15 protein-coding genes are annotated in these 14,047 nt (G+C 42.0%); 7 read left to right on the top strand and 8 right to left on the bottom strand.

All coding sequences use genetic code 11. The features are described from left to right. Positions 1-308: 308 nt before the first annotated feature. From ACTCNA_RS15470 to rpsA, 3 genes are read right to left on the bottom strand one after another with little or no spacing between them, the layout of a single operon-like run. Positions 309-1,226, bottom strand: coding sequence for a ribonuclease Z (locus tag ACTCNA_RS15470; protein ID WP_462948837.1), 918 nt, complete (start codon positions 1,224-1,226; stop codon positions 309-311). A gap of 9 nt (positions 1,227-1,235) precedes the next feature. Beyond that, a complete protein-coding gene (locus ACTCNA_RS15465; protein ID WP_462948836.1) occupies positions 1,236-1,589 on the bottom strand; it encodes an STAS domain-containing protein in 354 nt (117 codons plus the stop codon). Between the two features lie 48 nt (positions 1,590-1,637). Further along, entirely contained in the window at positions 1,638-3,836 is a 2,199-nt protein-coding gene (gene rpsA / locus ACTCNA_RS15460; protein WP_462948835.1) for a 30S ribosomal protein S1, read from the bottom strand. A gap of 389 nt (positions 3,837-4,225) precedes the next feature. Between rpsA and rfbA the strand changes: the two genes are divergently transcribed. The 7 genes from rfbA (at position 4,226) to ACTCNA_RS15425 (ending at position 10,149) form a co-directional block, all read left to right on the top strand. Beyond that, on the top strand, positions 4,226-5,107 hold the full coding sequence (gene rfbA, locus ACTCNA_RS15455) for a glucose-1-phosphate thymidylyltransferase RfbA (protein ID WP_462948834.1): 882 nt from the start codon (positions 4,226-4,228) through the stop codon (positions 5,105-5,107). Positions 5,108-5,113: 6 nt separating this feature from the next. After that, positions 5,114-5,674: a dTDP-4-dehydrorhamnose 3,5-epimerase gene (rfbC, locus tag ACTCNA_RS15450; RefSeq protein WP_462948833.1), complete on the top strand. Its 561-nt coding sequence runs from the start codon at positions 5,114-5,116 to the stop codon at positions 5,672-5,674. Further along, on the top strand, positions 5,671-6,546 hold the full coding sequence (gene rfbD / locus ACTCNA_RS15445) for a dTDP-4-dehydrorhamnose reductase (RefSeq protein ID WP_462948832.1): 876 nt from the start codon (positions 5,671-5,673) through the stop codon (positions 6,544-6,546). Before rfbC ends, rfbD begins: the two co-directional genes overlap by 4 nt. Continuing rightward, on the top strand, positions 6,546-8,291 hold the full coding sequence (locus tag ACTCNA_RS15440; protein ID WP_462948831.1) for a phospho-sugar mutase: 1,746 nt from the start codon (positions 6,546-6,548) through the stop codon (positions 8,289-8,291). The genes rfbD and ACTCNA_RS15440 overlap by 1 nt, the downstream gene beginning before the upstream one ends. A gap of 65 nt (positions 8,292-8,356) precedes the next feature. Continuing rightward, positions 8,357-9,118: a 3-keto-disaccharide hydrolase gene (locus tag ACTCNA_RS15435; protein ID WP_462948830.1), complete on the top strand. Its 762-nt coding sequence runs from the start codon at positions 8,357-8,359 to the stop codon at positions 9,116-9,118. 66 nt (positions 9,119-9,184) lie between these two features. Then, on the top strand, positions 9,185-9,802 hold the full coding sequence (locus ACTCNA_RS15430) for a CotH kinase family protein (RefSeq protein WP_462948829.1): 618 nt from the start codon (positions 9,185-9,187) through the stop codon (positions 9,800-9,802). 29 nt (positions 9,803-9,831) lie between these two features. After that, positions 9,832-10,149 carry a T9SS type A sorting domain-containing protein gene (locus tag ACTCNA_RS15425; protein WP_462948828.1) on the top strand — a complete coding sequence of 106 codons (318 nt, stop codon included), beginning with the start codon at positions 9,832-9,834 and terminating at the stop codon, positions 10,147-10,149. Positions 10,150-10,152: 3 nt separating this feature from the next. Here ACTCNA_RS15425 and msrA read toward each other — a convergent pair whose 3' ends face one another. From msrA to ACTCNA_RS15400, 5 genes are all read right to left on the bottom strand, one after another. Continuing rightward, complete coding sequence (gene msrA / locus ACTCNA_RS15420) at positions 10,153-10,746, bottom strand: peptide-methionine (S)-S-oxide reductase MsrA (protein ID WP_462948827.1); 594 nt, start codon at positions 10,744-10,746, stop codon at positions 10,153-10,155. Beyond that, entirely contained in the window at positions 10,743-11,036 is a 294-nt protein-coding gene (locus tag ACTCNA_RS15415) for a DUF6787 family protein (RefSeq protein ID WP_462948826.1), read from the bottom strand. The genes msrA and ACTCNA_RS15415 overlap by 4 nt, the downstream gene beginning before the upstream one ends. A gap of 59 nt (positions 11,037-11,095) precedes the next feature. Continuing rightward, positions 11,096-11,671, bottom strand: a complete 576-nt coding sequence (locus tag ACTCNA_RS15410) for a hypothetical protein (RefSeq protein WP_462948825.1) — start codon at positions 11,669-11,671, stop codon at positions 11,096-11,098. A 276-nt stretch (positions 11,672-11,947) separates the two neighbouring features. Continuing rightward, a complete protein-coding gene (locus ACTCNA_RS15405) occupies positions 11,948-13,015 on the bottom strand; it encodes a mechanosensitive ion channel family protein (protein ID WP_462948824.1) in 1,068 nt (355 codons plus the stop codon). A 120-nt stretch (positions 13,016-13,135) separates the two neighbouring features. After that, positions 13,136-14,047: metallophosphoesterase (locus tag ACTCNA_RS15400; RefSeq protein ID WP_462948823.1), on the bottom strand; the 912-nt coding region annotated here is incomplete at its 5' end.

Raw genomic sequence — 14,047 nt, 5'->3', positions numbered from 1 at the left:
TGAAGCCCTGGGGTATAAAACCGTACCCTACTATATGAAAAAATCCGTGTTACCCGAAATATGAATATCTTAAACCCATCCGGCTGGAATACAGAATTTCATGACAGTAAGATAACAAGTTGGGTTAATTTCGCTACCCGTTTATATGAATCATAGCATGGGAAAATACTTCTTTTTTAATTATGGCTTAATGGAGCTTGGTATATTATGTGGCATTGCTTACACGTTCTAATAACATTCCCATTGAAGTACGAGTTGCAAATCCATGCCAGCAAGGGGATTGCGGTTCAGATGAATTCTAAAACCACTCAGCTTTCTATTTTGTAGGTATTCCCGTCTTCGGCAGCCACGGTGTTTGGAAAAACCGCCCGGGCTTCTTTTAGAAATGGAGAAACATCTTTGTAACGTGCTGAAAAATGGCCCAGAATTAGTTTTCCTGCATTTGAGTGTTTCGCTATTTCAGCAGCCTCGCGGGCGGTTGAATGATAAGTGTTTTGAGCCCAATCTTTCAGTTCTTCGGTAAAAGTTGCTTCGTGGTAAAGTAAATCCACCCCATAAATTGTTTCGGCTACAGGTGGATAAAATGCTGTGTCGGAACAAAAAGCGTAGGAGCGGGGCCGGGGTGGAGGAGTGGTCAGTTCTTCGTGCGGGATGAATTTCCCGTTGTCAGTTTCAAAACCGGCACCTCTTTTTATTTTTATGATTTCAGGAATCGGAATGTTGTACTTTTTTACATATTCCTTTTTAATATTGGCTTCGCGGGGCAACTCCCTGAATAGAAAACCACATGTATTAATGCTGTGTTTGAGCGGAAATGAGATGACTTCCACTTTTTTATCTGAATAAATAACCTGCGGCTTTTTAAAATTCAGCGGATGAAAAACAATGTTGAATTGCAATCCCGCTTTCAGAAATTCGAGCTGCGGCTGGATGATGTCTTTCAGCTGCGAGGGCGAATAAATGTGAATGTCTTTTTTCAGCCCCAGCAGGTTGAATGTTGAAATCATGCCAATTAGACCATAAAAATGATCGCCATGCAGATGCGAAATAAAGATGTGCTGAATTTTACTGAACCCTATTTTTTGCCGCCTGATTTGGATTTGGGTTCCCTCGCCGCAATCAATCAAAAAAAACCGCCCAAGTGCATTCAGCACCTGGGCGGTTGGGTATCTTTCAGAAGTTGGTGTTGCAGAACTACTCCCTAATATGGTTAATTCAAAGGGCATAATGTTATGCTACATCTCCTTCTTTTTTTTTAGTAACTCTTCTGCTTCTTCAACAGTTTTTGTAATCAGTAAAACTGTATGAAGCATAGAAATCCTGATTAGGTTCTCAACATCGGGTTGTAATCCCGTTAAAACAAATGTCCCTATTGCATCTTCAGATAAACGGTTTCCTACCAAAATGGCACGCAAGCCCGACGAGTCGCAGTATTTACATTGACTAATGTCGAGAATGATGTTAACATGTCCACTGTTGTTGAGAACAACCAGTTCCGATTTTAAATCGGGAGCAGTGTTTGTATTCAGCCTTTCGGTTTGAACTTTAACCAGGGTATAATCTTTATTCTTATGAATTTCTAATGCCATGGTACAATTTACGAAATTCCGGCTAATAAAAATTAACCAAAACCATAATTATTTATCGTTTTGGTCTTTTTTGTCGTTCGTCTCTTTGCTCTCTTTGCTTTCTTTTTTTGGCTTTTTCTCTTTACTTTCGTTTTTTTCCATCTGGGACTTCAGGGCAGCCAAATCGGAAATATCGCCAAGAGTGGTTTTTTCGATGTTGTCGCTCATGCTCTTCATTGCTTTTTTATTTGAGCGCGATTGTGATTTGCGTTTTGCTGAGTCTTCAGCACGTTTTACATCTTCAAATACTCTTGAATGTGAAACGATAATCCGTTTTGCCGATTTGTTGAACTCAATGACTTTAAAATCCAGTTTTTCGTCTTGTTTTGCCTGGGTACCGTCTTCCTTAACCAGGTGACGCGGTGTGGCAAAACCTTCAACTCCGTATGGCAGTGCAACAACGGCACCTTTGTCCATCAGGTCAATAACAGTTCCTTCGTGGATTGAATCGGTGGTGAAAATGGTTTCAAACACATCCCACGGATTTTCTTCGAGCTGTTTGTGGCCGAGGCTTAACCTGCGGTTTTCAGCGTCGATGTCAAGAACAACCACTTCAATTTCTTCTCCTACTGAAGTGAATTCTGACGGATGCTTGATTTTTTTCGTCCAGCTAAGGTCCGAAATGTGAATCAAACCGTCAACACCTTCGGTGATTTCAACAAACACACCAAAGTTGGTGAAGTTGCGGACAATGGCTTTGTGTTTTGTTCCAACGCCGTAGTTTTCTTCAATTTTTTCCCATGGGTCTTCTTTCAACTGTTTCATGCCGAGTGACATTTTCCGTTCCTCGCGGTCGAGGGTCAGAATAACAGCTTCCACTTCGTCACCCACTTTCAGGAAGTCTTGTGCGCTGCGCAGGTGTTGGCTCCACGACATTTCTGAAACGTGAATCAGGCCTTCAACACCCGGGGCAATTTCTACAAATGCACCATAGTCGGCCAGTACAACAACTTTTCCTTTTATTTTATCGCCCACTTTCAGGCCTTCGTCCAGTTTATCCCACGGATGCGGAGTAAGTTGTTTCAGTCCGAGTGCGATACGTTTTTTGTCGTCGTCGAAATCGAGGATAACCACGTTCAGTTTCTGATCGAGTTCCACAATTTCGCTCGGGTGAGAAATGCGTCCCCACGAGAGGTCGGTGATGTGAATCAGGCCGTCAACGCCGCCAAGGTCCATAAACACACCGTATGAGGTGATGTTTTTAACGGTTCCTTCGAGTACCTGGCCTTTTTCGAGTTTGGCAATAATTTCTTTCTTCTGTTGTTCGAGTTCAGCTTCAATAAGCGCTTTGTGCGAAACAACCACGTTGCGGTATTCGTGGTTGATTTTAACTACTTTGAATTCCATGGTTTTACCCACAAAAACATCGTAGTCGCGGATAGGTTTCACATCAATTTGTGAGCCGGGCAGGAAGGCTTCGATGCCGAATACATCGACAATCATACCACCTTTGGTGCGGCACTTGATGTAACCTTTGATGATTTCGTCTTTCTCGAGTGCTTCGTTCACACGTTCCCATGAGCGTGTTGCACGTGCTTTTTTGTGCGAAAGGATCATCTGGCCTTTTTTGTCCTCGAGGCTTTCGATGTAAACATCTACTTTGTCGCCCACTTTCAGGTCGGGGTTGTACCTGAATTCGTTCAGGCTCACAATTCCGTCGGATTTGTAGCCGATATCAACAACTACTTCGCGTTTGCTCATGGAGATAACCGTGCCTTCGAGAACTTCTTTTTCCGAAACAGTATTTAATGTATCGTCGTAAAGTTTTTCAAGTTCTTCTTTTTCTTTGTCGGAATACGATTCAATTCCACTTTCGAGGCTGTCCCAGTCGAATTCTTCCGGCTCTTTTGTTGTTTCTTCCGTTTTGGCTTCAACAGGTTCAGCTTCAGTTTCTTCTTTTGTTTCTTCAGCTTGTGGAGTTTCTTCTGCTTTTTCTTCTTTTGCAGGAGCTTCCTCTTTTTCGGCTTTTTCTTCAGCGGGGGCTGTTTCTTTTTCTACCGTTCCTTCGGTTTCTTTTTCAGTTTCTTCAGCCTTAGCTTCAGCAGTTCCTTCTTTGGGTGTTTCGACAGTTTCTTCTGCTTGAAGGTCTTCTTGTTTTTCAGCGGATTTTTCTTCCGGTTTTTCAGAAGCCTTTTTTTCTTCCTGGGCAGGTGTATCAGCTATTTTCTTAGCTTCCTGCTCAACATTTTCATTTTTCTTTTCAGTCATGCAATTCTTAATAAATTAATGAGTTAGACATTATTTTGTTTGTAATTCGCGCGCAAAAATATAACTTAATTCACTTATATCAAAGGTTTTCAGTATTTTATTTTAGCTGGTTGACAATTCTCTAACATTCGTGGTACCAGGTAAATTGTTAAAATTGGTTTTTCTTTCAAACCCTTCCGTGCATGCGGTTTTATTTTATTAATTTTGACATCCGTTTTTTAAATTAACCAAATATTACAAGATGAAACGAGCATGGACAAAATTTTGCCACACATATTGATAATTATAAAGCGAGTTCCATCGAAATGAGCTTGCGAATTCTATCGAATACCATTAAAATAATTGATAGAATGAGATAAATACCTTTGAAAATTAACAATTATAATGAGATGAAAGGAATTATACTTGCAGGAGGTGCCGGAACAAGGCTTTATCCAATTACGCAATCCATTTCGAAACAGATTATCCCGGTTTACGACAAACCGATGATTTATTACCCGCTGTCCGTTTTAATGCTGGCAGGAATCCGGGAGATTTTGATTATTTCAACTCCCACCGATATCAGTCTTTATAAAAATTTGCTGGGGAACGGAAAGCAGCTCGGATTGGAAATTTCATACAAAATTCAACCCTCGCCCGACGGGCTGGCACAGGCTTTTGTTTTGGGTGAAGAATTTATTGGCAGCGACAATGTCTGCATGATTTTGGGCGACAATATTTTTTACGGCTATAATTTCCGTTCAATTCTGGAAGATGCAGCCCGTCTTGAAGACGGTGCAACTGTATTTGGTTATTACGTGAACGATCCGGAAAGATATGGTGTGGTTGATTTTGACCAAAACGGGAAAGTAATCTCCATTGAGGAGAAACCCAAACAACCCAAATCGAGTTACGCGGTTACCGGTTTATATTTCTACTCCAACGATGTGGTTGAAAAGGCCAAAACACTGAAGCCATCGGCAAGGGGAGAACTGGAAATTACCGACCTGAACCGGATTTACCTTGAAGAAAACAAGTTAAATGTGAAATTGCTCGGACGCGGATTTGCCTGGCTCGATACAGGAACACACGACAGCTTGCTGCAGGCTTCTAATTTTATTGCCACTATTGAGCAACGGCAAGGGTTAAAAGTGTCGTGCATCGAGGAAATTGCTTACAAAAAAGGTTTCATAAACAGGGAGCAATTGCTGGAACTGGCGCAGCCATTAAGCAAAAATCAATATGGAGAATACTTGCTGCGGCTGGCCGAAAAACAAATTTTGTCATTTTAACAATCTATGAAAATTACAGAAACATCGCTTCCAGGTTTACTTGTAATTGATCCACGCGTTTTTGAAGATGCGCGAGGTTATTTTTTTGAAACCTATCAGGAAGAACGGTATAAAGAAACCGGAATAAATGCAAATTTTATTCAGGATAACGAATCGAAATCGGTGCGGACTGTGGTGCGCGGACTGCATTACCAGCTGGCTCCCTGGTCGCAGGCAAAACTGGTGCGGGTGGTACAGGGCCGCGTTTTCGATGTGGCAGTTGACCTGCGAAAAGGCTCGCCCACTTTTGGCAAATGGTTTGGTCTCGAACTCGACGGGAAATCCAAAAAACAGCTTTTTGTTCCCCGTGGTTTTGCGCATGGTTTTTCAGTGCTGAGCGAAACAGCCATTTTTTCATACAAATGCGACAACGTTTATAATAAGGAGGCAGAACGAGCAGTAAATATTAACGACCCGGAATTGGGAATAGACTGGATGCTGGGCGATACGCAGCCTCTTGTTTCCGAAAAAGATTTGGCTGCACCAATGCTTTCGGCAGCAGAAACGAATTTTATTTTTGAAAAATGAAAATACTTGTAACCGGCGCATACGGGCAACTGGGGAACGAAATAAAAGTCCTTTCAGAAAAATATCCGGACATTCGGTTTATTTTTACTGATGTGGATTCACTCGATATTACCGACGAAAATCAGGTTCGGAATTTATTCGAACTGGAAAAGCCGGAAATGGTTGTAAACTGTGCTGCCTATACTGCAGTTGACAAAGCTGAAACTGAAATTGATGCAGCGCAAAAAGTAAATACCATCGCCCCCGCTTTGCTGGCAAAATATACCAGCTTTTATAATGCAGGTTTTATTCACATTTCAACCGATTATGTTTTCAACGGTAAATCATTTGTTCCTTACAACGAAACAGACCCGGTTCAGCCGGAAACTGTTTACGGAAAAACAAAATTGGCCGGAGAGAATTTTATTTTGTCATCTGAATCAAAGGCTGTTATAATCCGCACTTCCTGGCTGTATTCAACTTACGGAAATAATTTCGTGAAAACCATGTTGCGGCTGGGCAGTGAACGCGATTTACTCAAGGTTGTTTTTGATCAGATTGGAACGCCAACGTATGCAGCCGACCTGGCAAAAGCAGTCCTCAAAATAGTATCTATTTATGAAAAAGAACCGGAGAATTTTCTTGCCGGAGTTTACCATTTTTCAAACGAAGGAGTAGCCAGCTGGTACGATTTTGCCAAAGCTGTCTTCGAATTTTCAGGTTTAAATTGCAAAATATTGCCGGTACTTTCGGATGAATTTCTAACAACTGCCCGACGTCCACACTATAGTGTCTTGAATAAATCGAAAATAAAAAGTACATTTAATCTTGAAATTCCTTACTGGAAAGATAGTTTGAAAAAGTGTATTGAAAAACTTCAAAAAACAGAATAATGGATAATAATGAATTACTGAAGCAGGTTAAGGAAACCGCCAGCCAGTGGCTTTCAGAAACTTACGACGAAGATACCCGGAAAGAAGTCCGGCGAATGCTCGATAACGACGATACAAGTGAATTAATCGATTCGTTTTACAAACACCTCGAGTTTGGTACAGGCGGGCTGCGTGGCATCATGGGCGTGGGCACCAACCGAATGAATAAATACACGGTGGGCGCTGCTACCCAGGGGCTTTCAAACTATCTGAAAATGAACTTTGCTGATTTGCCGCAAATTAAAGTCGCCATTGGGCACGACTGCCGCAACAACAGTCGCTTTTTTGCCGAAACCAGTGCAAAAATTTTTGCAGCCAACGGAATCAAAGCTTATTTGTTCGATGATTTGCGTCCAACACCCGAGCTTTCTTTTGCTATACGTGAATTGGGTTGCCAGAGTGGAATCATTCTTACGGCATCGCACAATCCGAGAGAATATAATGGGTACAAAGCATACTGGGACGACGGCTCACAAATTGTTGCTCCACACGATGTGAACATTGTGAACGAAGTGGCCAAAATAAAACCGGAAGACATTAAGTTCGACGGACCCGATGAGTTGATTGAAATAATGGATGAAGAAATGGACCGGAAATTCCTGGAAATGGTAAAAACAGTATCCATTTCACCGGATGTAGTTAAAAGGCACCACGACATAAAAATTGTTTTTACGCCCATTCACGGAACAGCGGTGAAACTGGTTCCCGCCGCACTAAAAAAGTTTGGTTTCACCAATATTATCCATATTCCTGAGCAGGATGTGGTAAGTGGCGATTTCCCCACCGTGGTTTCACCCAATCCTGAAGAAGAAGCCGCCATGGAAATGGCAATTGAAAAGGCACAAGAGGTTGATGCCGACCTTGTAATGGCAACTGATCCTGATGGCGATCGTTTGGGAGTGGCTGTTAAAAATGATAAAGGAAAATACATCATTGCAAACGGAAATCAGACAGCGCTTCTGTTCATTTATTATATTATTACAAAAATGAAAGAAGCCGGGGCAATGAAAGGCAATGAATATATTGTGAAAACAATAGTTTCTACCGAAATGATTGCCGAAATAGCCCGCAGAAATAACGTGCAGTATTTTGATGTATATACCGGCTTTAAGTTCATTGCCGAGGTGATGCGCGAATACGAAGGGAAGAAAAAATATATTGGAGGCGGCGAAGAAAGCTTTGGCTTTTTGCCTGCTGATTTTGTCCGCGACAAAGATGCCGTGTCGTCGTGTGCCCTTATGGCCGAAATAACAGCCTGGGCCATCGATCACGGCAAAACGTTGTACGAACTGTTGCAGGACATTTACCTTGAATACGGTTATTCCAAAGAAAAGATGAAATACATTGTGCGCAAAGGAAAGTCGGGTGCTGACGAAATCAGGCAGATAATGGACGATTTCAGGGCACAGCCGCCGAAGGAACTGGGTGGCTCGCCATTGGAAGTGGTAAAAGATTATTCTACCCTGGTGGCAAAAAACCTGCTAACGGGTGATGACAAAAAAATCAACCAGAAAGTCACTTCAAATGTGCTTCAGTTTTTTACCAAAGATGGTACAAAAATTTCGGTACGTCCCTCGGGAACAGAACCCAAAATTAAATTCTATTTTGAAGTGAAAGGCGAACTGAAATCACGTGAAGATTTTGATAAGGCTGAGCAAAAAGCCGATGCAAAAATTGAGGCTATCATGAAAGAATTGAAATTGTAATTTTATTTATCTGAAATAAAATTAATGACAGAATTTTTGAATTAATCAACTAAATAAAAAAATCAATGATGAGAAAGAGTATTTTATTTTTTGCATTGCTGCTGTTTTCAGCAGTTGGAGTTATGGCACAAACGCCCGAGCGTCCGCCAATGAAACCCGAAATGACCGAGATTTGGGATCCGGAAGTTCCGGTGGTTACTCCCGGGGAAACCCCGGTGGATGCCCCATCGGATGCGATTATTTTATTTGATGGCACAGATTTGTCGCGCGAGTGGACCAGTCAGGATGGTGGCAAGCCGCAATGGATTGTTGAAGATGGCGCAGTTACAGTAAAACGGGGAACCGGCGTTATTAAAACCAAACGTGTTTTCGAAGATTTTCAGTTGCACATCGAGTGGCGCTCGCCTTCCGAAGTTGTTGGCGAAAGTCAGGGGCGCGGAAACAGCGGCGTTTTTCTGCAGGAGCGTTACGAAGTACAGGTGCTCGACAATTACAACAACCGCACCTACCGCAATGGCCAGGCCGGGAGTTTGTACAAGCAGTACGCGCCACTGGTGAACGCCTGCAAAGCGCCGGGCGAATGGCAAACCTACGACATTATTTACACCGCTCCGCGTTTTAACGACGACGGAACATATTTTACTCCGCCTGTGGTGACAGTGCTTCACAACGGAGTGTTGGTGCAGAATAATGTAAAGCTCCGCGGCCCGACAGAGTACATCGGAATTCCTGAATACACTGTGAAAGAACATGGTCCCGGAAGCATTATGTTGCAGGATCATGGAAACCCGGTGAGCTACCGGAATATTTGGATACGGGAATTGTAACCACTGTATTTTTACATACATTTACAGCCCGGACTTTGTTCCGGGCTTTTTGTTTAAGCGTTTTTTATGGCACTGAAAAGAATTCTGGTTTTTATAATAGTACTGCTTACAGGAGGTTCGATTCTGGCTCAAAATCAGTCATTTTCATCAAAATTGCCGCTGGTATTTATCGACATCAATGGCAGGCAAATTCCCGATGAACCCAAAATTCTTGTCGATATGGGAATAGTTTGGAACGGGCAAGGGAAAGAAAACCATACATCGGATGATTTCAATCACTACTTCGGGAAAGTTGGAATTGAAATTCGCGGCTCATCGTCTCAGATGTTTCCCAAAAAATCGTATGGTTTTGAAACCAGTAATCAGGCAGGCGAAGATGTTGATTTTCAAATTCTTGGATTACCCGAAGAGGAAGACTGGATTTTGTACGCGCCCTATTCCGATAAAACGCTTATCCGCAATGTACTGACTTTTTCACTTGCAAAGCCTTTGGGGCATTATACCTCAAGGTGCCGGTTCGTGGAGCTTTTTCTGAATGAGGAGTACCAGGGTATATACGTGCTGATGGAAAAAATTAAGCGGGAAGATACCCGCGTGGATATAGCCAAATTTAACCGCTGGCCGGTTTTGGGGCAATATGTCTGGCCAAATTATTATGTGGGGACAACCACCAGGATGAGGTAAACTGGCTGAAAAACTGGCTCGAAGACCGCTTGTGGTGGCTCGATGCAAACCTGCCGGGGCAATGTGGCGAAGATGTGCCTGGAATTGTGGAGGAGTTTGCAGCTTCTGTTTATCCCAGTCTTTTTAATTCTGAACTAAAACTCGAAGTGGCCAGCGATGTAAGTATTACACTTACCCTCAAACTTTTTAACGCAAATGGCTCACTGGTAGAATCCATCCCATTTTCAGTAGTGATTGGCGAACAAGAGTTTTCAATGAATACTGAACATTTGCCGAGTGGATTGTATATATACTCGCTCCAGAAGCATAACGTAGTTATTCAAAAAGGAAAATTGGTGAAATATTAGCTGTTATTTGAGTTTTTCTTTAAATATTTTCCTGAATTTTTCCACTTTGGGCGCTACAATAAATTGACAGTAGGGCTGGGTTTTATTTTTTTCGAAATAATTTTTATGATAGTCCTCGGCCTTGTAAAATGCGTCGAATGCAGTCACCTCTGTTACAATCGGATCTTCGTAAACTTTTTCTTCTTCAAAAAGCCCGATTACTTTTTCGGCAGTCTGTTTTTGTTCTTCTGAATGATAAAAAATTGCTGAACGGTATTGCGTGCCCACATCGTTTCCCTGGCGGTTGAGTGTTGTAGGATTATGTGTCATAAAAAACACCTCCAGAATTTCCGAAAAACTAACAATTTGAGGATCGTAGGTAATTTGTACCACTTCGGCATGCCCCGTTGTGCCGTTGCAAACTTCGTGGTAGGCCGGGTTTTTAACATGCCCGCCGCTGTAGCCGGGTTGAACTTCAACCACTCCGTTCAACTCTTTGTAAACCGCTTCGGTACACCAAAAACATCCGCCACCGAGTGTGGCTTTTTCAAAATTATTTTCTGTTCCTATACTTGTACTCATAATAACTGCAAATAAAAAAATTACTAAACTTTTCATTTTCTGAATTTAAAACGTGAAAACACTTTTTTTTCAAATTCCCATGCAAACCCGAATTGTCCGAGTAACCCGCCAATTATCAAAAATAATATCTGATACGAAGGGAAAACAATTAAAATGTAAAGCGGAATTTTAATCCACAGGCTGGTGTCGGGTGATATTTCCATCCAGGAAAAAACAAATTTCCGCGCATAAAGTGAGGCGCTGCCGGTTACTGAAAAAATTATCAAAATGAGCACCAGCTGGAAGTTGTTTTTAATATTCCACTTCCGCTTTAACTTTTCAAGCATACCTTTTTATTTGTATTTACAGGATAAACAATTTTTGGGAGACGATGTTTGCTGGAAGTTTAAATTTGGTGGGTTTGAAAGATGATAAACCCGTAGAGCGCAAAGCGAAGCAACCGGAACAGCGCGTATCTCAGAAAACGTTTGGAAGGGTAGCCGGAGGCACCCACAATCATACTTACTGCCGACCAGGGCAGGGGAGTGAGTGCGGCGACAATTATTAAAAACAGGCCATATTTTTTAAGCTTGGGGCCAATATCCTTAAAAAAACGAATTCTGATATACCTGAAAGTAACGCGTTTGTGTAAGAACTTTCCAATTAAAAAAGTAACATACCCGAGCGCATACGAAGCTATTGCAAAAAAGGCTACATTGTATAAGTAATGGGCAATGTTTGCTTTGTTCACCGCCCAAATCATGAATAATTCAGGGGGAATAATGCCGAAAAAGAATTCGGATGCTACATAAATGAGGTAGATAATTTCGGGTTGGGCATAAAATCGTTCAATCCATACATCGGGGTTTCTGGATATTACAATTTTCTCGAAAAAGAAGTAGGCAATCAGCAAAACCGCAAGCCATACTAACCCGCGTAGCCCGTTTCGTAAAAGAAATTTCATCCTCGAACTGAGTCTCATGGCTTTTTACTGATTTTTAAAATTGTGCGAAAAATACAACAAATTTTGTACCTATAAGTTCTCAGGGATACCTTTTGCGAAAATCTTAATGATCATATTGGGTTAATTTCATTACTCTTTCAGCAAATACTACAAGAACCGTAAACAATATTACCAACCACACATATCTTTGGCCAACAATTTCTTTTTCATCGTTCAGCAGTTTCCAAAGCTACCAGGCAACAATTACCGCTACTCTGGTTCATTGGAATTCATGGTAAGCAACAACCCCAAGAGTCATTTATTAGAATTGACATTTTTCGCTTTTTTTTCCTGATCTTCAATGTTCTTTTCCATCTGCTTTTTTTGCTTTTCCAGTTTATCGATTGACGATTTCATTTTGTCAACCTTTTGTTTGTCTTTTTCTTCCTTTAACTTGTCCTTTTGGTCTTCCAGTATTTTTCCAATCTCAATCAGCTTGTCTTTCTTTTTCTCTATTTTTTCCGATTTTATGGCTTCGTCAAAAATTAACTCTTCGGGTGTTTCTTCAGCGGGATTTTTGGGGGCGCTTGCCACTTTGGGTATAAATTCTTTTTCGTCCACCCGCCGCTGGTTCATAAACGTTGGCGAAACAATTTCAATTCCTTTTTTATGAAGCAAGTCCATAACTTTGGCATTGAGAAGCGAGCGCGTGCTGTAAAATTTAGAGCTGTCTTCCAAAAATCCATGAATTTGATAGACAACTGAAAAATCGCCCAGATTGGTAATATACACATACGGATCAGTCAGGTTGGCTTCCGAGGCAGCTTCTTTTAATGCCTCCTCAATTTTGATGCGCGACACATCGTAGCCCAGCGAAACCGAGGTGGAAATAACAGTGTTTGTTTTCCGCGTTAATTTTACCGGGTTGGAGGCAATGTATAAATTGGGAATGGTAATAAAGTTGCTGTCTTCAAGCTGAATTTCAGTATGAAAAATACTCTTTTTGGTAACCCTCCCTTCCATTTTATCAATTTTTATGAGATCGCCGTTGCGGAAGCGTTTCATGGAGTTGTTCATGATGCCCGCAATCAGGTTCCCGAGCAGGGTTGTGGAACTCAGTGCAATAGTGGCACTGATGATGATTCCCAGGAACGACAGGATCTGGCCTTTCAGTTCGCTTTCAATCGGCAGTGTTAAAATAAGAGCCAGGGTACCAAAAAGAACCAGAAACAGTGAAATTGAATTTTTGGTCACATTTCCCCTGGAAGTTACTGACGACAGCCGCCTGAAAATATAATTATTCAGAACAAGGAGCAAAACCAGTAGCAGTAAAATACTCCCGGGTTCGGCCAGCGATTTCAGAATGTTGAAAATTTGCTCCATGAATTCCTGTTTATTGCATTGTTCCCGAATTTACGAACTTTTTTGTCTCAGTCAACTAGCGTAATGCTTTAAATACAAGTTGGATGGTCTGGAAAACTTTTTTCTGAACAACTCAACTCTTCAATTTCCGGTAACTTCCAGCACTATAATCTCTGAGCGGCTGTTGGTGCGGATGGGCGGCCCCCAGGTACCATAACCCGATGAAACATAAAAATGGGTATTGTGGATTTTTCCGTAGCCACGGCTGATTTCAAACATTGTTCCGGTGATGTAATTAAACGGCCACATTTGCCCGTTATGGGTGTGGCCGGAAACCTGCAGGTCGATATTGTGGTCAGCTGCATCTGTAAGTTTATAAGGTTGGTGGTCGAGCATGTAAACCGGTTTTTGAGTGTCGGCTCCTGAAAGCAGCACATCTATTGTTTTACGTGGGTTTCCGTTTATTCGTTCTCCGGTAATATCTTCGCGACCGATAATTACTGTGCCGTCGGGTAAAACAGCCGTACTGTCGCGCAGTACCGTAATATTATGGTCTTCGAGGTATTTCTCAGCTATGTCAGCGTTCCCGTAAAATTCATGATTTCCCAAAATCGCAAAAACACCATGCCGGGCTTCCAGCTTTTTCAGCAGGTCGCCCATGTTATTTTCAATTACCGGCCCCAGGTCTTCGTCGAACACATCGCCGGCCAGCAGCACCACATCGGCGTTTTGCGCGTTTATTAGTTTTACGAGCCGTTTTAGCCGCCCGTTGGAAATAATCATTCCCAGGTGAATATCGGATGCCAGCACCACTCTTTGTTTGCCGTTGGGTACCGGTTTATTTAACTGAATTGTCTGTTTTCGCACAACAGGAACAGTGGCACTGATATAGCCTGCAATTAGAATGACTGCCGAAAGCGCATAAACCAGCAATACGGCTGTTTTTCCTTTTCCGTCAGACCAGCTAAACCGAATTATTTCTGAAAAATTGAACAAACCGTTTATTCCGCGCAAAATATCAACAAACAGAAACAGCAACGTGAGGTAAACCAT

Source organism: Tangfeifania sp. (assembly GCF_055108615.1).
The sequence above is the reverse complement of the archived record's forward strand: the minus strand, read 5'-3'. Positions and strand labels throughout refer to the sequence as shown.